At 36.8% G+C, this 24,741-nt stretch carries 21 protein-coding genes and 1 riboswitch; of the genes, 14 read left to right on the forward strand and 7 right to left on the reverse strand.

Translation table 11 applies throughout. The annotated features are described in order from the left end of the window. Window positions 1-61: 61 nt before the first annotated feature. Window positions 62-1,234, reverse strand: coding sequence for an MFS transporter (locus FI644_RS10015; RefSeq protein WP_053478346.1), 1,173 nt, complete (start codon window positions 1,232-1,234; stop codon window positions 62-64). 80 nt (window positions 1,235-1,314) lie between these two features. Here FI644_RS10015 and yeiL point away from each other — a divergent pair, with 80 nt between their 5' ends. The 5 genes from yeiL (at window position 1,315) to FI644_RS10040 (ending at window position 7,255) form a co-directional block, all read left to right on the forward strand. After that, a complete protein-coding gene (yeiL, locus tag FI644_RS10020; protein ID WP_053478347.1) occupies window positions 1,315-1,986 on the forward strand; it encodes a transcriptional regulator YeiL in 672 nt (223 codons plus the stop codon). Window positions 1,987-2,112: 126 nt separating this feature from the next. Then, complete coding sequence (locus FI644_RS10025) at window positions 2,113-3,561, forward strand: DEAD/DEAH box helicase (protein ID WP_053478348.1); 1,449 nt, start codon at window positions 2,113-2,115, stop codon at window positions 3,559-3,561. Window positions 3,562-3,896: 335 nt separating this feature from the next. Next, window positions 3,897-4,457 (forward strand): class I SAM-dependent methyltransferase, encoded by a 561-nt coding sequence (locus FI644_RS10030; protein ID WP_142108267.1) that lies wholly within the window; start codon window positions 3,897-3,899, stop codon window positions 4,455-4,457. Window positions 4,458-4,512: 55 nt separating this feature from the next. Further along, window positions 4,513-5,199 (forward strand): response regulator transcription factor, encoded by a 687-nt coding sequence (locus FI644_RS10035; protein ID WP_053478350.1) that lies wholly within the window; start codon window positions 4,513-4,515, stop codon window positions 5,197-5,199. Next, window positions 5,174-7,255, forward strand: coding sequence for a sensor histidine kinase (locus FI644_RS10040; RefSeq protein ID WP_142108268.1), 2,082 nt, complete (start codon window positions 5,174-5,176; stop codon window positions 7,253-7,255). Before FI644_RS10035 ends, FI644_RS10040 begins: the two co-directional genes overlap by 26 nt. Window positions 7,256-7,375: 120 nt before the next feature. Here FI644_RS10040 and FI644_RS10045 read toward each other — a convergent pair whose 3' ends face one another. Then, the gene (locus tag FI644_RS10045) at window positions 7,376-8,017 is read right to left on the reverse strand and encodes a lysoplasmalogenase (RefSeq protein ID WP_142108269.1); all 642 of its coding nucleotides are present in this window, start codon (window positions 8,015-8,017) and stop codon (window positions 7,376-7,378) included. A 192-nt stretch (window positions 8,018-8,209) separates the two neighbouring features. On the opposite strand from FI644_RS10045, the gene FI644_RS10050 reads away from it, so the two are divergent. The 4 genes from FI644_RS10050 (at window position 8,210) to FI644_RS10065 (ending at window position 13,594) form a co-directional block, all read left to right on the forward strand. Then, on the forward strand, window positions 8,210-8,986 hold the full coding sequence (locus FI644_RS10050) for a MerR family transcriptional regulator (RefSeq protein WP_053478353.1): 777 nt from the start codon (window positions 8,210-8,212) through the stop codon (window positions 8,984-8,986). A gap of 4 nt (window positions 8,987-8,990) precedes the next feature. Continuing rightward, window positions 8,991-10,025 carry a C45 family autoproteolytic acyltransferase/hydrolase gene (locus FI644_RS10055; protein WP_053478354.1) on the forward strand — a complete coding sequence of 345 codons (1,035 nt, stop codon included), beginning with the start codon at window positions 8,991-8,993 and terminating at the stop codon, window positions 10,023-10,025. Between the two features lie 371 nt (window positions 10,026-10,396). After that, the gene (locus tag FI644_RS10060; RefSeq protein ID WP_142109006.1) at window positions 10,397-11,539 is read left to right on the forward strand and encodes an MFS transporter; all 1,143 of its coding nucleotides are present in this window, start codon (window positions 10,397-10,399) and stop codon (window positions 11,537-11,539) included. Window positions 11,540-11,777: 238 nt separating this feature from the next. Continuing rightward, window positions 11,778-11,968, forward strand: a riboswitch (Lysine riboswitch). A 144-nt stretch (window positions 11,969-12,112) separates the two neighbouring features. Continuing rightward, entirely contained in the window at window positions 12,113-13,594 is a 1,482-nt protein-coding gene (locus FI644_RS10065; RefSeq protein WP_082620724.1) for an amino acid permease, read from the forward strand. A 46-nt stretch (window positions 13,595-13,640) separates the two neighbouring features. On the opposite strand, the gene FI644_RS10070 is transcribed toward FI644_RS10065, so the two are convergent. The 5 genes from FI644_RS10070 to FI644_RS10090 all read right to left on the reverse strand — a co-directional run bounded on the left by FI644_RS10070 (window position 13,641) and on the right by FI644_RS10090 (window position 19,960). After that, complete coding sequence (locus tag FI644_RS10070) at window positions 13,641-14,345, reverse strand: DUF421 domain-containing protein (protein WP_053478355.1); 705 nt, start codon at window positions 14,343-14,345, stop codon at window positions 13,641-13,643. A gap of 274 nt (window positions 14,346-14,619) precedes the next feature. Then, window positions 14,620-16,611, reverse strand: a complete 1,992-nt coding sequence (locus FI644_RS10075) for an alkaline phosphatase family protein (protein ID WP_142108270.1) — start codon at window positions 16,609-16,611, stop codon at window positions 14,620-14,622. Between the two features lie 72 nt (window positions 16,612-16,683). Continuing rightward, complete coding sequence (locus FI644_RS10080; RefSeq protein WP_053478357.1) at window positions 16,684-17,199, reverse strand: type 1 glutamine amidotransferase domain-containing protein; 516 nt, start codon at window positions 17,197-17,199, stop codon at window positions 16,684-16,686. A gap of 79 nt (window positions 17,200-17,278) precedes the next feature. Then, the gene (locus tag FI644_RS10085; RefSeq protein ID WP_142108271.1) at window positions 17,279-19,279 is read right to left on the reverse strand and encodes a catalase; all 2,001 of its coding nucleotides are present in this window, start codon (window positions 19,277-19,279) and stop codon (window positions 17,279-17,281) included. Window positions 19,280-19,528: 249 nt separating this feature from the next. Beyond that, window positions 19,529-19,960 carry a MarR family winged helix-turn-helix transcriptional regulator gene (locus FI644_RS10090; protein WP_053478359.1) on the reverse strand — a complete coding sequence of 144 codons (432 nt, stop codon included), beginning with the start codon at window positions 19,958-19,960 and terminating at the stop codon, window positions 19,529-19,531. 118 nt (window positions 19,961-20,078) lie between these two features. Between FI644_RS10090 and FI644_RS10095 the strand changes: the two genes are divergently transcribed. The 5 genes from FI644_RS10095 (at window position 20,079) to FI644_RS10115 (ending at window position 24,709) form a co-directional block, all read left to right on the forward strand. Then, on the forward strand, window positions 20,079-20,666 hold the full coding sequence (locus FI644_RS10095) for an NAD(P)H-dependent oxidoreductase (protein ID WP_053478360.1): 588 nt from the start codon (window positions 20,079-20,081) through the stop codon (window positions 20,664-20,666). Between the two features lie 169 nt (window positions 20,667-20,835). After that, entirely contained in the window at window positions 20,836-21,537 is a 702-nt protein-coding gene (locus FI644_RS10100) for an AraC family transcriptional regulator (RefSeq protein WP_053478361.1), read from the forward strand. An 87-nt stretch (window positions 21,538-21,624) separates the two neighbouring features. Next, window positions 21,625-22,521, forward strand: coding sequence for an EamA family transporter (locus FI644_RS10105; RefSeq protein ID WP_053478362.1), 897 nt, complete (start codon window positions 21,625-21,627; stop codon window positions 22,519-22,521). A gap of 37 nt (window positions 22,522-22,558) precedes the next feature. Further along, entirely contained in the window at window positions 22,559-22,891 is a 333-nt protein-coding gene (gene csaA / locus FI644_RS10110) for a chaperone CsaA (protein WP_053478363.1), read from the forward strand. A gap of 519 nt (window positions 22,892-23,410) precedes the next feature. Next, window positions 23,411-24,709: an ABC transporter substrate-binding protein gene (locus tag FI644_RS10115; protein ID WP_082446769.1), complete on the forward strand. Its 1,299-nt coding sequence runs from the start codon at window positions 23,411-23,413 to the stop codon at window positions 24,707-24,709. Window positions 24,710-24,741 lie beyond the last annotated feature (32 nt).

Here is a 24,741-nt window from a genome sequence, read left to right on the forward strand (position 1 = left end):
TTTTTGAAGGATTGTGAAGTTAAAAAAATTGAAACAGCTTTGGAAGAACTAGACAAGAGATTTAAATAGAAATAAGAGCTCCCTTTCTAAGTTCTAGTTTTCGGTATATAAGTGCAATCAGCATGGCTGGCAGGGTACAAACAATCATTCCGATAAAGGCATATCTTGGCTCAATTTCGTATAAGTAGCCACCAAAGATTGTAAACACTGCAGTGCTCCAGCTAAGTGCAAGTGCTGAATACATGCCTTGTGCTTTTGGTATCTGTGCGTGTGGTATGTTGTTGATTAAGTATTTCATAAAGGCGTAATGCCCCATAGCAAACGAAAATGCATGTAAAGTTTGCGCGATACAGAAAACAAGTACATTTGGAAAGGCAAATATTAATATCCAACGAATGGAAGAACCAATTGCTGCAAATGTCAGTAAAGTGCCTACTGAAAATTTGTTAAAGCTTTTATCTGCAACTGAGAAGAATATGATTTCTGCAATCACGGCAATGTTAATAATGAGACCAATCAGGTATATGGGTGCATGGATATCCTGTAGGAAAATATATCCGTAGTTGTAATAAGTAGCATGTGCGGCTTGCAGTAAAATGACAATCATAAGTACCAAACTAAAGTGTTTGATCCGAAATAAATGGAACATGCCTGCTTTTTGTGTTTGGTCTACTTGCGGCTTTTTAGATAAAGTACTAGGGGCACTCATTAAACTAAGAAGCACAAATCCGATCATTCCAAGCAATAGTGCCCAGAAAATTACCTCATCTCCAAACATTCCTGTAAAAATGGTTAAAACTATGCCCACTGAGACAAACCCAATGGATCCCCATTGACGGCTTCTTCCATAGTGTCTTAATTGTTTGCTTTGTACAAGGATACTGGCAGCACTATCTAAAGCAGGCATCAGAGTAGGATAAAATATGTGTAAAACGATCGTTACTAATAGTAAGCCAGCAAAGGAGTTTACTGGAATATAACAAAGAATGGAGGCTAGGGTGCCAATTCCCGCCACTTTTAACAGGACTTTACTGCTAAATCTCTCTGATAAATATGGAAAGGCAAATAATGTGGACAGGCCTCTCGTAATTAAACCGAAGCTCATGATCAAGCTAGCTTGTGAGACAGTAATTCCTTTTGTATAAATCATCCACCCTGACCAATAAGGCAGAAAAATGCCCCATGTCATAAAAAAACTAAAAAAACGTGTACTCATCCAGCGCTGTGTATTCATTATTTTCCTCCTCATTGAATGCATGATATCATGGGATAAAATATGAATAATATGAGATATCTCATATTTCGAGGTGGAATATGGAAGTTTACAAAGGTGAGAAAAAAAGATTGTATTTGGAGAATAACTCAATCGCACATCTATTTTCATTTCAAGTAGAAGCATTTATAGAAGTTCACGAATACAGGCGGGATGAATGGATCATTCAAGAGGGCATGAGGCCGGACTTTTTATTTTATGTAATGGAAGGAAAAGCAAAAATATATGTAACACATCAGAATGGAAAAGTATCCTTAATTAATTTTATCAATGCTCATGATTATATTGGGGAAATGGAATTATTAAATGATGTGTATTATACAAAGGGGATTCAAGCATCAACGAAGATCATTTGTTTTGCGATTCCGTTTCATCGATATCGCACACAATTACTGGATGATGCAAAATTTCTCCGTGAAATGACTAAATTTTTAAGTGTAAAAGCTACACATATGGCAGCAAAGTATTCACAAAGTCTCGCTTTCCCGCTTGAAAACCGGCTAGCGGATTTTATTTTGCAAACAGCAGATGAAGGAATTTATAAAGAGAAACACGTAACAGTTTGTGATTATTTAGGTGTATCCTATCGGCACTTATTGCATGTACTTACACAATTTTGTGATAAAAATTATTTGCAAAAGGAAGGACGGAACTATCAAATTAAACAATCCCATTCCTTGAATGAACTTGCCGAAGTGTTGAAGAATAAATAACCATTTAGACAACAGGAGGTTGTTCAGTAACAAAATAGGAATTCGCGTATAATAGTAGTTTGTATAAGGAAATGATCTATACGCAAGATAATAAGGTAAATAATTCAAAATAAAAGAGGTTTAGTTATGTGCAGAGAAAGTTTTAAGGATTATAAATTAAGTAATGAAATAGTAGATGCGCTGGAAAGCTTAGAATATGAAAATCCAACAGCTGTTCAAAGTAAGGTTATCCCTCTTGTGTTAGAGAAAATGGATCTTGTCGTAAAATCACAAACAGGGAGTGGAAAGACTGCATCATACGGGATTCCCATTTGTGAATTAATTGATTGGAAGGAAAATAAACCGCAAGCGTTAATTTTGACACCAACAAGAGAACTTGCTGTTCAAGTGAAAGAGGATTTCATAAACATAGGCAGATTTAAACGAATAAAAGCTGCAGCTGTTTATGGAAAACAACCTTTTGCAATCCAAAAAACAGAATTAAAGCAAAAAACGCATGTAGTCGTCGGTACTCCGGGCCGCGTGTTAGATCATATTGAAAGAGGTACTCTACCTTTAGAACGAATTAACTATCTTGTTATAGATGAAGCTGACGAAATGTTAAACATGGGATTTATTGAACAAGTGGAAGCTATCATCAAAGAGTTACCACGAAAACGAGTGACAATGTTATTTTCAGCTACTATGCCGGAGAAGGTCAAAAACCTATCACTTAACTATATGAAAACACCTATCGATATTGAAATTAAGGTGACTGGACTCACAACTGATAAAATTGATCATTCTCTTTTTGAAGTGGAAGAAGACCATAAATTTTCTATGCTTAAAGATGTAACGATTGTTGAAAATCCAGATAGCTGCATAATCTTTTGTCGAACAAAAGATCGAGTAGATACTTTGTGTGATCAGTTAATGGATTTAGGTTATAGCTGCGATAAAATTCACGGCGGCATGGTACAAGAAGATCGGCTTGATGTGATGAATGACTTTAGAAGAGGAGAATTCCGCTATTTAATTGCTACGGATGTAGCCGCTAGAGGAATTGATATTGATAATATAACACATGTCATTAACTATGACCTTCCATTAGAGAAAGAAAGCTATGTCCATCGAACGGGAAGAACAGGAAGGGCAGGGCAAAAGGGGAAAGCTATCACTTTTGTTACACCATTTGAGGATAAGTTTTTAAGTGAAATTGAAGAATATATTGGTTTTGAGATTCCGAGCATGGCTGCTCCTTCAAAAGAGGAAGTCTCAAATAAGAAATCTGACTTTGAAGCAAAAATGAATGTTGAACCAACTATTAAAAAGGCAAAAGGTGAAAAAATAAATAAGCAAATTATGAAGTTGTACTTTAATGGTGGTAAGAAAAAGAAGCTTAGAGCAGTAGATTTTGTTGGAACGATTGCAAAAATTGAAGGAGTAACAGTAGAGGATATTGGTATCATTACAATATTAGATGCTGTTTCTTATGTTGAAATATTAAATGATAAAGGTCCGATTGTGTTGAAACGGATGAAAAACACAACCATAAAAGGTAAGTTGTTGAAAGTATATGAAGCTAATAAAAAGTGAAACGTTGGTGTGTGAAGTAACTAGGAGCAATCAGACAATCTGACTTTTTTCTTGTTAGTAACAATATTAGTAGATATCAAACAGAAAACCTCATTTAGAAATAATACGGTGAACCAAATCGTAAGTAAGTGAGACTTTAATATATCACATTGAAACAGTCTATGAATAAAAGTAGACTGTTTTTTATTTTTTACCCCTACTTCTCACTTCGCAACTCTCCTAATAAAAAACCTTAAGAAAATCTTAAGAAACCTATCCACTAGTTTCTAAGATTTTTTTATTAAGATAACCTCATTAGCAAAAGGCAAGACCATAAGTCAGTGGAGGCGAGTTCTTTGAATAATCACAATTCCTTGTTATTTTTACAATCCTTTATCCGTAAGCCAAAGGAAATCGGCAGTGTATGGCCAAGCTCAAGTTTTTTGGCTAGAAAAATGGTCCAGCAGGTGGCGTGGGAGGAAGTGGGTGCAGTAGCGGAGCTTGGTTCCGGTACAGGTGCGATTACAAAAGAAATCCAATCACATGTATCCAATAAAGCAGCTGTTCTTCTGTTTGAGAAGGATGGGGAAATGAGTGGGAACCTTCAGAAGGAATTCCCGGAATACTTGTGTTATCAGAATGCTGTTCAGTTACTAAATATAATGGACCAAAATGGTATTAAGCAATTAGACTGTGTTATTAGTGGACTGCCCTTCTTTAATTTTTCAACGGAACTACGTGAAAGATTACTAAAACAGGTGATTGATTCATTAAAGCCAGGGGGGTATTTCATTGCTTTTCAATATTCTTTACAAATGAAGAAACAGCTTTCTAGAGCTTTCAACATTGAGAGAATCCATTATGTCCCACTAAATTTCCCGCCAGCTTTTGTTTATGTTTGCAAAAAAATTAACTAAAAACGAATAATAGAGGGAGGAGCAGGACTTGTAGTTTATTTTAGGGGTGAATGTAGTGAACATATTGGTTTGTGACGATGATCAGGCAATTGTGGATGCGATAGGAATTTACTTAGAAAATGAGGGCTATACAATTTTCAAGGCTTTTAACGGTTTAGAAGCAATCGAAATAATCGATAATCAGGAAATTCATCTAGTTATTATGGATATTATGATGCCAAAGATGGATGGTATAAGAGCAACCATGAAGATTAGGGAAGAGAATAACATCCCGCTCATTATGCTTTCCGCTAAAACGGAGGATTACGACAAAATACTAGGATTAAATATAGGAGCAGATGACTATATTACGAAGCCCTTTAATCCTTTGGAGCTAATGGCAAGAGTTAAATCACAGCTAAGAAGGTACACAACTTTAGGAAGCCTTGAAACGAAGAGCAACGTTTATAAAACAGGTGGGCTCATGATTGATGATGAAAGTAAAATAATTACTGTTGATGGAGAGGCGGTTCAACTTACACCAGTGCAATACAAGATCTTAAAATTTTTAACTGCAAATGCAGGACGAGTGTTCTCTATCGAAGAGATTTACGAAAAGGTTTGGAATGAAACGGCCTTTAGCCCGGAAAACACAGTAACCGTTCATATAAGAAAAATTAGAGAAAAAATAGAAATCAATCCGAAAGAGCCAAAATATTTAAAGGTGGTGTGGGGAATTGGATATAAGGTTGAAAAAATATAGCCACTCAATGACAACAAAATTGATTGTCTTTATGATCATGCTTGCTTGTTTTTCAGGTGTTATGCAAGCAATTGCTAATTTAGTCTCTGTAAATGATGGCGATGTTGGAATCGTTTTTGAAGATAATTACTTCTTTAGCGAGTCTTATGTAAGAGAAAGTGAAAATCTCATAAGTGAACTCACAAGGCTGTTGGGAAAATATAAAAGTGAAGAAAATATTCTAAAGGGCGGAACAATTAATAAAGATGATCAAAGAATGGAAGAACAGAACTTATTTTCAGAATTTCAGATTGATTCCAAGAGTTATAATCCAAATTTAAGTGAAGCGGAAAATTACGAGAAGTTCAAGGTTGATTATGCCGATAAAATTTCTGAGTTAAAGGACCAAATGATAAAGAGGGATTTAAGAGAATTTCATTTCCTATTGAACAATATCGAAGAAGTTAAAGATCCTTTGTATTATGCCAGCGATGGTGTAAATGTTTATACGAATAGTACAATGAAAGATAAAGAACAATTTAAAGACTATCCATCTTACATGGTGTTTGAGGGGTATAAAAGCGATATTTATCCAAAAGAAATAGAGGCAAATAAATATTTAAATCGGATTACAATGGAATTGGATGAATGGGGCACTGAAAACCATGCAATGTATGTTGCTTTTCCAAAGAAGTTTTTAGATTCAAAAATAAATGAGTGGAAAGAAAAGAAAGTGAATTCCACAAAGGGCTTTTATTATTTACTAGGATTTTCAGCAGGCTTTATCCTATCCTTTTTATATCTGGCATTTGTGACCGGGAGAAAGTCCTTTAAGGACGAAGAGCTGCGTTTGTATGCAGTAGATAAATTATATATTGATTTGAACATCTTACTATGTATAGGACTTATAACACTTTGGGTATTAATACTTGATTTTTTGGAAATTCCAAACAACTTAAACTGGGTCATTCCAATCACGATTCCATTTTCCGCTGCTTGTTTTGTACTTATTTTATCAATGGTGAGACATGTTAAGAATAGAACATTGTTTAAGCATACCCTGATTTATCAAATAGTCAAAGGACTTGTTCAATTTGTAAGAAATGTCTATGATAGTGGAAATGTTGGGGTAAAAACAGTTCTGATTGTTATAGGGTATCCGCTATTAATTGCTTTAACATTTTTTATGTTTCCAATAACCATAGGGTTTGCTGCCTGGTTTGCTTTGAAGAAAGTTAAGTCTTTTAAGGCAATTAAAGATGGAGTAGAGAGAATAAAAAATGGAGAAATCCAACACAGTATCGAAATTGGTGGAAAGGGAGAGTTTGCAAATCTAGCTGCCAATATTAACAGCATTACCGATGGATTGAAAAATGCAGTAGAAAACGAACTAAAAAGTGAGCGGTTAAAAACAGAACTCATCACTAATGTATCCCATGACATACGAACACCGTTAACATCGATTATCACATATGTTGATTTACTGAAAAATGAAAAGGACCTATCAAAGATAGCGGAATATACAGAAGTACTGGATCAAAAATCTAAAAGGCTAAAGTTTCTAACGGACGATTTATTTGAAGCTGCTAAAGCTTCAAGCGGAAATATCCCAGTCCATCTTGAAAAGATTGATATTGAATCATTGATCACTCAGGGGCTTGGGGAAGTAAGTGAAAAGATTGAAGAGCTGAACTTAGAATTTAAGTTTAACCATCCAAATGCCAAAGTTTATGTGACTGCTGATGGGAAATTACTATGGAGGTCTATTGAAAACGTATTATCCAATATCTTTAAGTATGCTCTTAAAGGGTCAAGGGTTTATATCAATATCGAAGATTTAGGAAAAGATATCCTTCTTACCTTCAAGAATATTTCAGCTTATGAATTAAATATTTCAGCTGATGAATTAATGGAGCGTTTTAAAAGAGGCGATGAATCTAGATCTAGCCAAGGCAGTGGATTGGGCCTTTCCATTGCAAAAAGCCTAATTGATATACAGAAAGGGAAATTTATGATTCAAATTGATGGGGATTTATTTAAATCTATCATCTGTATCCCTAAGCATAGTAATGAGTGAGTCATTAATAAATAACATTTAGTTGGCTTGTTTCACGTGAAACAAATAGGATGTAAAGTAAAACTGCGGATTTCAAATGGATGATTTAATGTTCGGCAAAAAAGGGCCTAATTCATAAAATTAGGCCCTTTTTGGTATAAATAATTTAATACTATGAGCGATAAAGAACTGGGCTGTGTAATAGGTGGTCATAATTAGGACAGATGCATAGGGGATGTCGGATACAAAGCGATTCCACGCTAGTATCGAATCAGAGATAACGAATAAAATACTCCCAGCAATTGCCCACTTATTACCGGTCATAACGGCAGACCAAGCCATCGCAGAAATGATAATCGTATATACAATAACTGGAATGAATAAAGCACTATTGCCTTTTTCGATAAGAGATTCGGTAAGAATTAGACCAATAAAAATGGCATAGAAACTGATAGGAATAATGGTCAAAACACGGATGAGGGAAAAACGCCACTCCTTAAAGAACCCAATGATATAAAAAATATGACCTATTAAAAAGGCAGATAGTCCTATCAGGAACCAATGAAGTAAACCATCGCCAAACATACAAAACAATAGTCCCGCTAAAATAATCCAACCGGTGAAGGAGCGGTTTCCCCGAAATTGAAGAAACCCATAAGTAATGATTAACCACATTGGAATTAACTTGAAGAGAAGATTAAGAACAAGAGGTGCATCCGGAATAATAAAAATATATAATGCACTCGAGACTAAGATGAGTAATGGTAAAGACAACCGTTTCAATTCGTCACACCTTTCTATAAGTTAATTTTTATCAATATATTAGACTATTCTCCATTTAATACCAGACTCTTTGGACATCCTTGGAATTTATATCATTTATTTGAGAAAGCTTGCTTAGCAAATTTTTTTATACCTTCCACTTGACCTTAAAGTAACTTGAACCTGTAACATAGGATTAAAGGAGTGAGGGATTTGAGCAAACTCATGACAATACAGGATTTTTCCGAGAGAACGGGTATTTCCAAGAGTGCTTTGAGGTATTATGAGTCAAAAAATTTACTGCGTCCAGCAGGTAGGAACTCCAATGGGTATCGAGTATATTCTGAGACCCAAGTTGCAATCATTAAGCTAGTTTCCAGTTTACGTTTGGCTGATGTACCGATTAAGGACATCCAAGTATATCTAAAAGAGAAAGATGAAAATATACGAAAAAATATGATGGATGATTGGACTGTAATGATAAAGAAAAGGCTTGATATCTTGAATGTAAGTTTACGATATTTAGAAAGCGATTCTATGAATGATCAAATTTATTTGATCGAAAAAGCTGATGAAAATATCATATGGTTCTCAGCAGAGTCTGAAACTGGGAAATTCGGAGAACACTTTATAAAAAGAGGAAAAGAACTTGAAAAGTTAAATATTCCGATAAAAAGTTGTTATTTAAAATATCTATCGGGCAAAGACTTGATTAAAGCACATATAGGCTTTGGCGTACCATTCGGCATCCCAACAAGCGGATTATCTGAAGTTGAATTAGTAGAACACCTAGCTTCATGCATATATATTGCCTTGTCATTTAATGCTCCGATGACTGAAATACAAAATGGCTATTGGAAATTAATTAACTATGCAAACGAAAACAAATGGATTCCAACAGGTTCCATACTAGAATGGTATCGAGGGGATGACTTCTCAAATCTTGATTTATTAATGCCAGTCACTAAATTGGAAAAAGGGAGGATATAGTAAAATGTTTAAAAATGAAGAGCTGGCTGTTAGAATAGTAGAATTGAGAGGGGACTATTATCAAATTGGCTTGGAACAAGGCAAAGAATTAATGTCATTATCAAGCTTTCAACAAATAGACCATCTAAGGGAATTGACTACTAATTCTAATGTACAAAAGTCTAAGGAAATACTAGAGAATATTTCCCCGAAACTTTTTCAGGAACTGAGTGGCTTGGCAGAAGGATTAAATATGGAATTAGATAGTACAATAAAACTATTTAGTGGGTACGATGTAGTATTCCCAGAAATGGGGTGTACTACATTGGTAAACGACGGCTATTATGTACGTAATTATGATTTTAGCCCGGAAATGTACGATGCAAGACTTGTATTTATGAGGCCATTAAATGGCTATACTAGTGTAGGGTTTAGTCAGCAAGTAATCGGAAGACTTGATGGGATGAATGAAAAGGGGCTCGTTGTAGGGCTGCATTTTGTAAATAATGAACACAGGGACGAGGGCTTTATTGCAACGACCATTGTTAGAATGCTGCTTGAACAGTGTGCAAATATTGAGGAGGCAATAGCCTTCATCACTGATATCCCTCATGGTTATTGCTACAATTACTCCATTACAGATAAAAGTGGAAAAAGTATACTTGTAGAAGCTTCTCCACAACAACAGATCATAAATTTTGCAAATCCTCTAATATGTACGAATCATTTTGAATCAGAAATATTAAGAAGCAAAAACAGAATAAATATACAAGGCTCAGTAAAACGGAAGGAATATGTGAGTTCCTTACTAACTGGGGAGCTATCTCCAATGTCTGTTTATCATCATTTTAATGATTCAAGTTCCCCATTATTCTTTAAACACTATAAAGAGTACTTTGGTACGTTGCATACAGTTGTTTATTCGCCAAAGGACTTAAGCATCATAATTGGTGTTGGAGAGAATTGTAAACCGATAGTATTTTCTCTTAAAGAATTTATGGAGGGGAGATTGATTCTTCCTGAATATATGAAAGGGGCAATCAATCAAGTTTCCCTATAAGTAAAAAAAGGCTAAAGTACACTGACTAAAAAATGTGCACTTTAGTCTTTTTAAATTGAAATAGAATCCTTCAAAAAGGAAACTATATTCGATATGTTATAAAAGATTTGTTCATTAACGTATTCCTAGGAGATATTCCTTTTCTATTATTATTTCTCTTTATGATTTATCTGTCATTTCCTCATAGTAATAAGTATGAGATGAAAGGGCATACTAAAGCTTTTCCAGAAAAAAATAAACCTTGTTTTTTCGAAGGAAGATGATTATAGTAAAATGGTAATGACAACTGTCAAGACATCAGGGGGGTAAATATCGTGACAGAAAAGACTATTTCACAGAGAAAGCTTCTTGGCATCGCAGGACTCGGATGGATGTTTGATGCACTGGATGTTGGGATGCTTTCGTTTATTATTGCAGCACTGAAAGTAGAATGGGATTTGACACCAGAACAAATGGGGTGGATCGGAAGTGTGAACTCAATCGGGATGGCTGTTGGAGCGCTCGTTTTCGGTCTATGGGCAGATAAGATTGGCAGGAAGAATATATTTATTATTACCTTGTTATTATTTTCTATTGGTAGTGGTCTTTCTGCATTAACAACTACCCTTTTTGCTTTCTTAGTTCTACGCTTTTTTGTTGGCATGGGGCTCGGTGGAGAATTACCTGTCGCATCAACTCTCGTTTCAGAAAGTGTATCAGCGAAAGAACGCGGGCGAGTGGTTGTATTACTTGAAAGCTTTTGGGCATTTGGCTGGTTAATTGCAGCACTTATTTCATATTTTGTTATTCCGTTATTTGGCTGGAAAGTGGCTCTAATCCTTAGTGCTTTACCTGCTTTTTATGCCATTTATTTACGGTTGAATTTGCCTGATTCACCGGCATTTTCGCCAAAGAAAGCAGAGAAACGGTCCATTCTCCAAAACGTCCGGGAAGTTTGGTCGAAGAAATACGCACGCTCCACTTTCGTACTTTGGATTGTTTGGTTCACGGTCGTTTTTTCATACTATGGGATGTTTCTTTGGCTGCCAAGTGTCATGGTGATGAAAGGATTTAGTATGATTCAAAGTTTTGAATATGTATTGATCATGACTCTAGCTCAGCTGCCTGGCTATTTTTCAGCTGCCTGGCTCATTGAACGAATGGGAAGAAAGTTTGTGCTTGTCACTTATTTGCTAGGGACGGCAGGTTCAGCCCTTGTTTTCGGTCAGGCAGAAACAACTGCAGTCCTTATCGTGTCGGGTATCTTTTTATCATTCTTCAACCTTGGTGCATGGGGAGCTTTATATGCATACACCCCTGAACAATATCCGGTTGTCATTCGTGGGACAGGCGCTGGTATGGCTGCAGCAATTGGACGTGTTGGTGGGATTCTTGGACCGCTCCTTGTTGGCTCACTTGTTGCTGCAGGTCATTCCATTGGTTTCATTTTTGCACTGTTTTGCGCAAGTATTGTCGTCGGTGTGATTACACTTGCCTTTTTAGGGAAAGAAACACGGCAGACAGAATTAACCTAGAAGAAAGTGTCCAAAAGTTAAAAGATAGGTACCAAGTCTTTTACCTTGATTAAAGATTAACAATAAATTTTTCGTGAGAAGAATGTATATATTTTCATTCAGATTCAATTGGTAAATAATAACCATTCCCTTTAATACAGCATTTGGGGATAAGAGAAAACAACGAGATATTGACTATTCTAAAATAGTATTATAAAGTTAGGAACGTAATAATTTCATATAACAAATCCTCATCAACCGATGAGGTAGAGGTCGCAGTTTTTATCAGTAAGGCGGACGAGATGCAGGGACATCACTTGACTCCGTTTGAAAGGAAAAGCTGCCGAAGCGTGCTTGTTTCTCTGATTAAGCATGCTGGGGCTGTCTCCAAATAGGAACAGAACTGTCACGATTGGCCCTACCAGCCATTCGTGTTGGGCTATCTTTCGGAAGGTATGATGCGGGCTATTTTTAATGTCACCTGAATCTACTTCGGTGGCATTTTTTATTCCAAGCTCCTTCCAGATTAGACAAGCTGATGGGTCTTCAGTTAGGGCCTTGTGCTAGAAAAATTGAAGAAAAGGAGTAACATCGATGAAAACAGCAGAAGTAAGAAAAGATAAATTAAGTAAAGGTACAATTTCTTCCGAAAAAGAAAATACCGGCTTAAAACGCAGTTTAAAATCACGCCACTTGACAATGATTTCTCTAGGCGGAACCATTGGAACAGGTCTCTTTCTCGCTAGTGGCGGAGCAATCCACTCCGCTGGTCCCGGAGGAGCTATACTATCCTATCTTGTGATTGGGATTATGGTCTATTTCTTAATGACAGGTCTTGCGGAAATGGGTGCCTATATGCCTGTTGCAGGAAGCTTTAGCACGTATGCCACTAAGTTTGTCGACCCATCACTTGGATTTGCACTTGGCTGGAACTATTGGTATAACTGGGCGATAACTATTGCAGCAGAATTATCAGCCGTCACGATGATTATGAAGTTTTGGTTCCCTCATACGCCTTCCATTATTTGGAGTGCAGTATTCTTAGTAATCATGTTTTTATTAAACTATCTATCAGTAAAAGGCTTTGGTGAAACGGAGTATTGGTTCGCCTTAATTAAAGTGGTTACTGTAATCATTTTCATTATTATTGGTATTTTAATGATTTTTGGAATCTTAGGTGGTCAGGTAATTGGTTTTAAGAATTTTACGGTTGGAGATGCACCGTTTCATGGCGGCTTTATGACCATGCTTGGGATCTTTATGGCTGCTGGCTTCTCCTTTCAAGGCACAGAATTACTTGGTGTTGCTGCAGGTGAAACCGATAATCCTAGTAAAGCAATTCCAAGAGCTGTAAAATCAGTATTTTGGCGCATCCTTCTATTCTATATCCTAGCGATTTTTGTAATTGGTTTAATCATTCCTTATACAAATGAGAATCTTGCAAGCAGCGATGTAACGGTTAGCCCATTCACGATTGTTTTCCAAAAAGCAGGAATTGCTTTTGCTGCTTCCGTAATGAATGCAGTGATCTTAACAGCTGTGCTGTCTGCCGGTAACTCAGGCATGTACGCTTCCACACGTATGCTATGGAATTTGGCCCGTGAAGGGAAAGCACCTAAGTTTCTTGGAAAATTAAATAAAAGAGGTGTTCCTGTAAATGCTTTGATTATCACATCATTAGTCGGAACACTTGCATTCTTGGCTTCATTATTTGGTGATGGTACTGTATATGTTTGGCTGCTAAACGCTTCAGGGATGTCAGGGTTTATCGCATGGCTTGGAATTGCCATTTGTCACTATCGATTCCGCCGGGCATTTGTTGCTCAAGGAAAAGACTTAAACCTCTTGCCATACAAAGCAAAATTATTTCCATTTGGCCCAATTTTTGCCTTTGTGGTTTGTGGCTTTGTCGTACTAGGACAAAACTATTCGGCATTTCTAGGAGATCATATTGATTGGAACGGTATATTGGTTTCTTATATAGGATTACCTTTATTCCTTATTTTATGGCTTGGGTACAAATTTACGAAAAAGACAAAATTGATCCCGTTAAAGGATTGTGATTTATCAAATTGACTTTATTGCACGCAGCAAGCGTGCTTTTTTTTATGCTTTATATGTTTTAGTTATATAAAAAAACTTTAAGGTTGTCTTGGCTATCAATGGTGGCAAACAGAACATTTTTTACTTCAGTCTGATATAAACTTTTTAAATTAGAAACAACCCATTCTTCACTCTTTTGAATTTGTTTTAATTCCTTGAAGTTAATTTTCCCTTCTTTAATGATGGTCTTTGGAAAATCGAATGGCTGTGTTTCCATCTGAATCGATGAAGGGGTTAAAGGTTCGTATTTTGGATCCAAAAAAACAGAAAATTTCCCATCTGCCTCCCAAATGGCTAAGGCTACTTTCTTTACATCTTCTATTTTTTCTTCTCGTAATTCTTCTAATAACACATCTAGAGATATCCTTGCTTTTTTTAATCCGTTATAGATGATTTCTCCATTCTCAACAATGGTTATTGGTGCAGGGGTAATCAGTCTTCTAAACCATGCCCATTTCAGGATTGTAAAAATGCCTCCAAGATAGAAGACCACCAATACAATGGTTGTAATGATAGACCCTTTGAGACCTAGATTTTCATCAGATAGAGGGTGAGCAATAATGTTTCCGATGACTAATGCAATTGCAAAATCGAGAGGTCTTAACTGGGAGATGGCACGCTGGCCCAATACTCTCGTTACAATTAATAAAAAGAAAAAAGCAACAATAGCTCGAAGAATCCACTCAAAGCTGGTAAGCGTTTCTTGGCCTTGGAAAAAATCCATATAAGACACATCCCTTACAAAATACTATTACATAGTTTAACACTGATGTTATTTTAATAAACGGCAATTCATTTAAAGTAAAATGTAAAAAGAAACGGGAATAACGGAGTGTATCCATATGTATTTTTGGAGTGGTTTAAATAGGATTTATCACCAGTTAAAAACCAAGATGATTTCTCTACCCCTTATCTATTTTTAAATTAACAGACAAGGGGATCATTTCATTAATTAATGCTTAGTTTTTCTAAAGTATGAAAAGCTAAGTAGGCTTGGATCATTGGGAAGGTTTGTAGCCGTTTTTATCCTTGTAAATACCTTTAATCTTCTTGCCTTCTACAAATGAAGGTACATTTAGCTCTAGTAAATCGTAAATAGTAGGAGTGATATCTAAATTAGACATGGAGTTAATCTGTTTCCCTTTGTAAAAGTCTGTCCCGATAGCCATAAAAACAGGTCTTAGCATGTTTCTATCTGCATCTCCTCCATGTGTTCCTAATTCAATTGGCGGAGAGACATTTTTTACAAAGCCGCTGCCCATCACATAGCCTGGAGCCCCAATTAACACAACATCCCCTGAATTTTGATGGTCCAAAAGTGTTTTATTTGTATTTGTATTTTTCATTACTTTTTCATAAGGATGGATTTTTTGTTTGAAAAGGTGTTTCCAAAAATCTTTGACATGTTCTTGAACCTTATTGAATGAGAAGTTGTCCGTTTTAATGGCTGACATGATTGCTTTCATATCATATTGAATGACTTCTCCCTTTTTATATTTAATTTCTACTTCTTTAAAAGCTTGAATAATCTGGCTGCGGACACTTTCATATTCTTCTATAGGGACAATTCCATCTTTTTCACGGTTCTGTAAGTTAATGTATACGTGTGCGGCTGATCCGCTTGGAATAGCATACGCTTTTGATTCAGTAAAGTTGATTTTATTTTTTTGATCGACAGTTAATAACCCGGCATCTTTTAATACTTTGTTCGGTGATAGAGTAGAATGAGCAGGTTCCATCCCATGATCGGAGACTACAAACAAATAGTCATTATCGTTTAGGGACTTCAATGTTTCACCAACCACCTTGTCTGCTAACCGGTACGACCACTCGATATAGCTCATATATTGTTTTGACTTTTCAGGTGAGTATCCAGGCTGTCTGGGATCTATTAATAAATACTTATGTTGTTCATGATCAATCTGGGGGGTATAGAACATCAGTAAATCAGGATTGTATTTCTGTTTTATATAGAGAGCAACTTTTGTGACCCACATGACAAAACGTGTGCTTATCTCCTCATATTCTTTCCTCGTAATCCATCCCTTTTTAAGTGCTGTACCATCATCCTGAGCCGGATAAAACCCAAATTCCTCCTGTATCTCATCAGCAAATCCTTCAGGCCCGCTAATTAAGCTGGAAGTGACTTCTGTCCGATACAAAGAGATAGGAAGGGTATGATCTTGGTTATCTGCTTTCATTTTGAACCAAAAGCCAGCTTTTTGACGATCGTTTATCTGCAATGAAAGAGATCCCCATTGCTTTCCTTTTACAATCGAATCATTAGGATCTATTTTTTTATCCTGAGATAGTATAAAGGTGTCATAGTTTGGCTGTTGATCATCCGTTGAGTCAATCGCTAAAATGTGGATGAGCTGATCCCTTTCATTTTCTATTTTGATCGTGAGTTCCGCTTCTTGTAAAGGAGTGAAGCTTTTGGGAGGGTGAACCCATTCGGCAGCTTTTGTAAAGGTTAGTGATTCTAAATTGCTTGGAGACCATGTTTTTTCAAAGTAAATAGAATAATCACCCTGTTTTCCATCTTTAGGATTAGCCCCTGGAAAAGCAATGGTAGCGGTTGTTTTTCCTTGTTTTCTAGCCTCGACCCACAATGGAGGAACCTGAATTTCCTCTTGGAAACCGCTATCATCATTGCCTAAAGTTTTATTAGGTTCGTGCCAATGATTACTTACAATTCCGGTCTGGTTGGGTGCAGCTCCTGTGGCAATTGCTGCGTGTGAAGGCGCTGTAAGCGAAGGCGTAATAGTAGAGGGCTTTTTTGCCGAGACTCCGTTGTCTAGCAGCTGTTTGATATGAGGCAATTTATTCTCTTTCACATATTTTTTAGTATAGTCATTTTTCATTCCGTCAAAAGAGATAAGTATGACCTTTCTATTAGTTTCTTGATTTTCTGCCGCTCCAACTCTATTAATTGTGGTGAAAAGAAATAAATTAAGAATGATTATGACTGCAAATAAAGGCTTTCTCATTTTATTTATCCTTTCTGTTGGCTATTTCTCTTCAAAAGTAAAAGGCAGAAGGAAGCCCCTTCTGCCTGCTAACTATCCTAATATTCGCAACGATTCCCGAATAAATGCCGGTATGTCATCAGGCTGTCTGCTAGTGACTAGCTGATTCTGGCATACAACCACTTCTTTATCATGGAAATTTCCGCCGGCGTTCTTTAAATCAACTTGTATCGATTTATATCCGGTCACATCGCGTCCTTCGAGAGTTTCTGCGGTAATCAGCAGCTGTGGGCCGTGACAAATAGCTAATACAGGTTTTTTAGCATCCATAAATGCCTTGCTAAAGTGAACAAAACGCTCGTCTGCACGAAGAATATCTGGAGAAAAACCGCCTGGGATGAATAAGGCATCAAAGTCCTCAGGGGAAACATCACTAATACTTTTATCAATCATGATTTCACTGTGTCCTTGTTTCCCCTTTACTCTTTTTCCTTCTTCCATTTCAATTGTTGTTACTTCATATCCTTTTTCTTTAAACACTTTTACTGGTTCTGTGTATTCCGAATCCTCAAAATGGTCTGTTACTAAAACGGCAATTTTTTTACTCAATGCAATCAACTCCTTCATTAGTAAACTACCCTTTTTTACAAGGATGAAACTTTTTTAGCAGTTTCGAAATGCTAGTATCTCACCGATCCCAGAATCGGCCTTGGGCAATGCCTTTAATAAATGATTCAATCGTGGAGTCTGATAAATTGAAAACTCCTGCTCCCTCTAGTTTTACCCTGCTGGAATCTAATGCATGAGGATCACTAAGGGCAAGGGCTAATGGTTTATAGTGTTTAAAGGTTGTTTCTATAAATTCCAGCACAGGTGTCTGAATAAGAGATTCACTACTGATGACTAATACAGCATCAAAAAGGCAGGGGTCTGTTGTGTCATAAGTATCGGTCACTTTTAGGGAATCATCGAAACGAGAAACCTTTTTATCAATGATGCTATAATTTAAACGTTGGTTTGTTAATGTCTGAACCCATTTTGACAGAAGGGGCACATTGGGCTTCCCATTCAATACGATCGCGACATTTTTGGAATCGGGTTTGCAGATGGTATTGGCCATGCTGAGTGCGGGAGATTTTTTATCCGATTGGATTTCGAGATTTTCCTTAGGCAATGGCACTCCGATATTGTCAGCCACCGCTTGTGCTAATTGACGGTCAATATGATTCAAAAGGGCGACTGCATTAGCTTTCACCATATCTGACTTGCATTTTCCAAGTTCGAAGCTAAATGCGTCTTTTACATGCTGCTGTTCAAAGGAGGCCAGACTGTTAAAGAATAGTTTGGCCTGGGAGTAGAAATCTAGAAAGCTATCACTGCGGCCTCTAATTTTCTGTCCATCAATCTTTTCTTGATAATGCTCGTATCCTCCATGTTCGGCTGGAACGGGTGCTGGTTGATTGTCATTTAAACTGTTGCGGTGATAGCTGGTTTGGCCGTGATGGATCGTCATTTGGTGCATGCCCTCACGTTGATTGTTATGAAAAGGACACACAGGCTGATTGATTGGAATTTGATGAAAATTAGGACCGCCTAATCGCGATAATTGTGTGTCAGTATAGGAAAATAATCGGCCTTGCAAAAGAGGATCATTGGAAAAATCAATACCGGGTACAACATGTCCAGGGTGAAAGGCCGCTTGTTCTGTTTCAGCAAAGAAGTTGTCGACATTTCGGTTCAATGTCATTTTGCCGACTATTTTCACGGGAACCTCTTCTTCTGGCCATAGTTTCGTTGGATCTAAAATATCAAAATCAAATGCATGCTCCTTTTCTTCCGGTATCAACTGTAATCCAAGCTCCCATTCAGGATAATCCCCCTTTTCAATCGCTTCGTATAAATCTTGACGATGGAAATCAGGATTTTTCCCAGCTATCTTTTGGGCCTCATCCCAGACTAATGAGTGAACGCCTAGTACAGGCTTCCAGTGGAATTTCACAAAATGGGCTTGTCCTTCATCATTAATGAGCCGGAAGGTATGAACGCCAAAGCCTTCCATCATTCGGTAGCTGCGAGGAATGGCGCGATCACTCATGTGCCACATAACCATATGAGCCGATTCAGGATTCTGTGCAATAAAATCCCAAAAGGTATCATGAGCGCTGGCCCCTTGGGGGATTTCATTGTGTGGTTCTGGTTTGACCGCATGGACAAAATCAGGGAACTTAATCGCATCTTGAATAAAGAACACAGGCATATTGTTGCCGACTAAATCGTAATTGCCTTCATCCGTATAAAATTTAGTGGCAAATCCTCGCACGTCTCTTACGGTGTCATTAGATCCTCTTGATCCTTGCACGGTTGAGAAGCGTACAAAAACGGGGGTTGTTTTGGAGGGATTTGTAAGAAAATCTGCTTTCGTGTATGCCTCTAAGGATTCATAAAGCTGAAAAAAACCGTGTGCACCTACACCGCGTGCATGAACAATTCGTTCAGGAATCCGTTCATGGTCAAAATGGGTCATCTTCTCACGAAAATGAAAGTCCTCCATGAGTGTAGGACCTCTTAACCCAGCCTTTAAAGAAAATTCATCCTGTGCCATTTTTAATCCCTGGTTAGTCGTTAAGGCATGTTTCCCTTGATTATCATTGATGTATTGCTTTAATTGCTCAGTCTTTTTATTTTCCATTAGAATCCTCCTCCATATCATATAATTTTGTGCATACCCTTTTTATTAGGTTAAAAACATGTAAAATTATTTGGTTGAAGACATTTGAGGAAAAATAAAGAAGGGGCTAATAAAAGATCAGGTATCTGACCTTTATTAGCCCCTCTAATTTTTATTTTCTGCAGTATAAGCTATGATGTGTGCTAGTAATAAATCCATTTAAAACAAAGAAAAATCAGTTTTCAATTGAGGAAGCCTAATAAATGATGTCTATTGATAAAATAGTTTTGTCTGAAGAATATCTAGGGCACGCTCAATATCCTCTAAATCTTCTTTTGAAGCATGTTGTATTCGATCTAGAAAACGAGCCTCTATAGATGCAAATGCTTCGTTCATCATAATTTTTCCGTCATATGAGAGACAGATATATTGTTTTCGGCGATCCTCTGTATCTTCGATTTTTTCAATCAATCTTTTCTCACTTAATTTTCTAAGCTCTCGACTTGTGTTCGGCATAGACATATTCATACAATTGCTAATTTCGCTTGGAGTCACAGGCTGACTAACCGTAATATATTCAAGAATTTTGTATTGAACTTGAGTGATTGAATCTGACTTGGCATCTTGTGTTAATTCATATGTCACCCGATGAACTGAATTTGTAAATGATACTAGCTTATAAAAAAGAGCTGTTTTATCCATAATTCTCACCTCTTACAGACAAGATAACAAAAGTGTTGTCAAAATACAATTATCATTTGACAATGAAATTTGAAGAGTGCTATGATTTACTTATCAAATGATAAGTAAGAGGTGCACTATGAAGATGTTAATAATCTACACATATCCTCATCATAAAAGTTTAAATTTTGCATTTTTACAAAATGTGATCAATGGGAGTAAACAGAATCCTAATATTAAAGAGGTACAGGTTTTAGATTTATATGATGAGGGTTTTAACCCAATTCTAGTATTTAACGAGCAAAAACGAAGACGTGATATGCATACTGATCCTGCAATTGAAAAATATAGACAACAACTTACATGGGCAGACAAGATTGTCTTTATCTATCCAATGTGGTGGGGGAGACCTCCGGCGATGCTTTTGGGATATATCGATCAATTATTTGCCTCCAATTTTGCCTATAAAGATAAGAAGGGACTTTTCCCGGAAGGGCTTTTGAAAGGAAAATCCGTTGTATGTGTGTCCACCATGAAGGGGCCAACTCACTATCCATTTCTTTGGTTGAATAATGCACATAAAACTCTAATGAAAAGAGCATTATTTAACTTTGTTGGAATCAAGAAAGTGAAGTTCTTTGAATTTGGAAGTATGGAAAGTCCAAAGGGAAAACAAAAGAAGAAACTAGAAAAAATTTATAAGTATTTTAGTAAACTAGACCATTAAGAAAACCGAAAAATGTTTTATAAAGTGATTTTGATATATAAGAGGGTTGAGTCTATCGGAAAACTAACCCAAAACAAATCCATTCATGCTTCATCTTTTTTCTAAACCCTTTCTTACATCTTTGTTTAGAACTATAATATATCTTAAACAAAGAGTAAGGAGGGGTAAGATGGAAAGGGTCAACCAAGTAATTTGTGAGAAAAGGTCTTATTCTAGAGAGTTTAAATCTCATCAGCATGACTTTGGCCAACTTCTTTTTCCATTACAAGGCTCCTTAGAGATACAAACGAAGGGGCAAGAGATCATTCTGAATTCAGATTACTGTTTCTATCTTCCTCCCCAATTTGATCATAACTACCGATCCATGGACAGGAATGAATTTTTAATTTTAGACATCCCAATACAATATTTACCAGACAATACAAGCAGCATGTATATGCAGTTGGATAAACAGTGGACTTCTATCCGTTATTTGCTTTTAGAGGAGGCGAAGAGTCAGGAGAACAAAGCCTCTTTAGTAGACTTGACTAGATATGTGACCAACAAACTTCATCTCTCTAATACGCCATCTATTGACTATATTCATAAGCATTTTAAAGAGTCAATTAAGTTAGAAACTTTAGCCAAAATTGAACATTACCATCCAGTATATTATTCAGCATGGTTTAAGAAGAGAACGGGGAAAAGTCCAAAAGATTATATTTCTGAACTTCGTTTGAAAGAGGCTAAACATTTATTAATTTCAACAGTGTGGTCCATCACAAAGATTAGTGAGGAATTAGGCTTTGAGAATTCTTCATCGTTTACAAGATGGTTTGTTCGTTGCGAGGAAATAGCTCCACAAAAATATCGAAATCTTAATAATGGGTAAAAAGGATATTAAACTTGGTAAAGGAAATTTTTAAGAAATTTCCTATGATAAGTTTAATATCTTTTTTATTTTTTTGAGGTGGGAACAATGAAGGGAAATTTGTCTCCATTATTCATATTACTTGCAGCAATACTTTGGGGGACGACGGGGACAACTCAGGCACTTGCTCCAGAAACAGCCCACCCAATTGCGATTGGGGCTACTCGTCTAGCTGTAGGAGGAATGTTTTTAGTATTAATTGTTCTGCTAATAGGACAATTCGACTTTAAACATTGGCCAATCAAGACAACAGTATTGGCTTCATTAAGTATGGCGCTGTATCAGCCATTATTTTTCTCGGCCGTTTCGATTACGGGTGTGGCCATAGGGACAGTGGTAGCCATTGGCAGTGCCCCTATTTTATCAGGTCTCATCGAATGGCTATACTTAAAAATTCGTCCTTCTAAGGTTTGGTGGTGTTCTACTTTCCTATCAATAGTAGGTTGTCTATTGCTCTTTGGTAATAAAGAATCAGTAAATGCAGACCCTGTTGGGATAATAATGGCTCTCGGAGCTGGCTTATCGTTTGCAATTTATGCTCTGATCAGTAGAACTTTAGTTGAAAGCCATTCTTCATTATCAGTAGTAGCAGTCGTTTTCACTCTCAGTGCGGTCTTGTTATCCCCATTTTTATTTATTTTTGATATGTCTTGGATAATGAGTTTTCGAGGTGTTGGTGTAAGCCTGCAACTTGGCATTATGGCGACTGGGATTGCCTATTTCCTTTTTGCCAAAGGTCTTATCCATGTCTCTTCATCAACTGCCGTTACACTCACGTTAGCAGAACCATTAACAGCAGCATTATTAGGAGTTTTCATATTAGGAGAGTACTTAAATATAACTTCTTGGGGAGGGATTCTGTTCTTAATACTCGGAATCGGAATATTAATATGGCCGTTCAAAAGTTCTAGTAATGAAAAGGAACTTAGTATGATTCAGAAATGAGTAATATAGGAAATTGAAAAAAGGTGGTTCGTTTAGTATGGCAAAAATTGAAGACTTTTTAAAACTAGATATTCGTGTAGGTACCGTCATTCGTGCAACATCTTTTCCTGAAGCAAAAAAGCCTGCTATAAAACTAGAAATTGACTTTGGAGAAGAACTCGGCATAAAGCATTCTTCTGCTCAAATTACACGCAGATATAGCCCTGAACAACTTTGTGGACGACAAGTAGTAGGAGTCGTTAATTTTCCACCCATGCGTATTGCGGGGTATAAATCTGAGGTTTTGGTAATCGGTGGGGTACCGGAAGAGGGGGATGTCATTCTTTTAAAGCCTGATGAAATCATTAGGAATGGAACAAGAATATCATAAAAATATATAAGGAAAACTACCAGTGAATAACGAAAAATATAGCAAAAAGTAGTAAAGAAGAGAAATAAATGTCATTGACTAACAATATTTAGAAGATGGATTTCAATCAAAGAGACTGTCATTATTAGACGGTCTCTTTCATTTTTTAACAACATCTCTCTGTGCAAGCTAAAGAATGATTCCTGCCTAGACACGACATACCACTCGTGACATGTCGTATGTAGATTATTTTTTGTAGAATTTTAAAGAAAATTTAGGAAACCGGTTTCGATAAAGTAGTTGATTTTTCTGAATATTGGGTTTATAATCTGGATTGAAAGCGGTTTCTTCCGTATAAAAGACTAAATTTCTTCTGAAGTTTAGAAATCGGTTTCCGAATTATCTTGCAATAATTTCGTTTTAAGGATCAAATTTCAAATAAAGAAGGTGAATGATACAAAAAAAGGAAAATGATTATTTCAGTGGAGTTTTCAAATTTGCAAGTAATTATTGGCTAAAAAATAGTGGGGGGAATGAAAAGTGAGAAGCTTGAAAAAACTGGTCGCTATAGGATTATCGACAGCCCTGGCATTTACATTAGCAGCCTGTAATAACAATGAAAAGTCATCTTCTGATGATGTTGAAAACGGAGATAAACAAGTGACCTTAAACTTTTGGACGTTCGGTGCTACTGGCTATGAAGATTTAGCCAAAGAATACGAAAAAGAAAATCCGAATGTAAAAATAAAAGTACGAGCAGCTGAAACGGCAGAGCACCATGATGCATTATTTACGGCACTATCGGCTGGGAGCGGTGCCCCAGATATTTCAATGTTGGAAATTGACCAGTTAGACCGTTTTAAAGCAGCGCAAGATCGATTTGAAAACTTATATGACCTCGGAGCGAAGGATATTAAAGCTCAATACTTGGATTGGAAATGGAGTACTGGTGAAAACAATAATGGAGGTTTCTTAATTGGTTTACCGACGGATATTGGGCCGAAAGCTTTATACTACCGCATGGATGTGTTTGAAGAGGCGGGCCTGCCGACTGAACCAGATGAAGTAACAAATTTAATTAGTTCACCGAAGGCATTTGAAGAAGCAGGTTTAAAAGTAAAAGAACAAACGGGTAAACCGTTTATTGATAGTATTGAAATGGCATTCAGAGCTTATTTAGATGCTGCAGAAGAAACCTTTCTTAACCCTGAAGGAGAATTATTACTGGAAGAGGACGGCAATGCTGTCAAAAACGCCTATGACTATGCAGTTAAATTAAACGAGTTAGGCATTGTAGGGAAATTTGAAATGTGGTCGCCGGAATGGGCAAATGCAGTAAATAAAGGAGAATTTGCAGCAGAGCTAGGTGCAGGCTGGCTAAAAGGCTGGATGGAAGGCAATGCAACAGAAGCGATCGGTAAATGGAGAGTGGCTACATTGCCATCAGAATTTGCAGCAAACTGGGGTGGCTCTTTTATCGCCATTCCAAAGGAAACAAAAAATGCGAAGGAAGCGTATGAATTTGTTGAATGGTTAGTATCACCTGATAATCAATTGAAATCATTCCAAGCAAAGGGACTATTCCCATCTGCACCATCTGTTTATGACATGGGTGAGTTTAAGAATAATGAAGATGAGTTCTTTGGCGGGCAGGCAACAGCACCTGTTTTTGCAAAAGCTGCCCAAGATATCAATGGCGCCATTTATAAAGGGGAAAAATATTTCCCAGTTTACCAGGAAGTGTTGAATGCCTTAAAGAATGTCCAATCTAAAGGGGCAGATCCAGAAAAAGAGTGGACTGAAGCCATTAAGCGGGCGAAGGATTTATTAAATCGATAGGTTAATAGTACTTTAGAGGTGGATGTGGGGCT

The organism is Cytobacillus solani (assembly GCF_006704205.1).
GTDB classification, from domain to species: Bacteria; Bacillota; Bacilli; order Bacillales; family Cytobacillaceae; genus Cytobacillus; species Cytobacillus solani.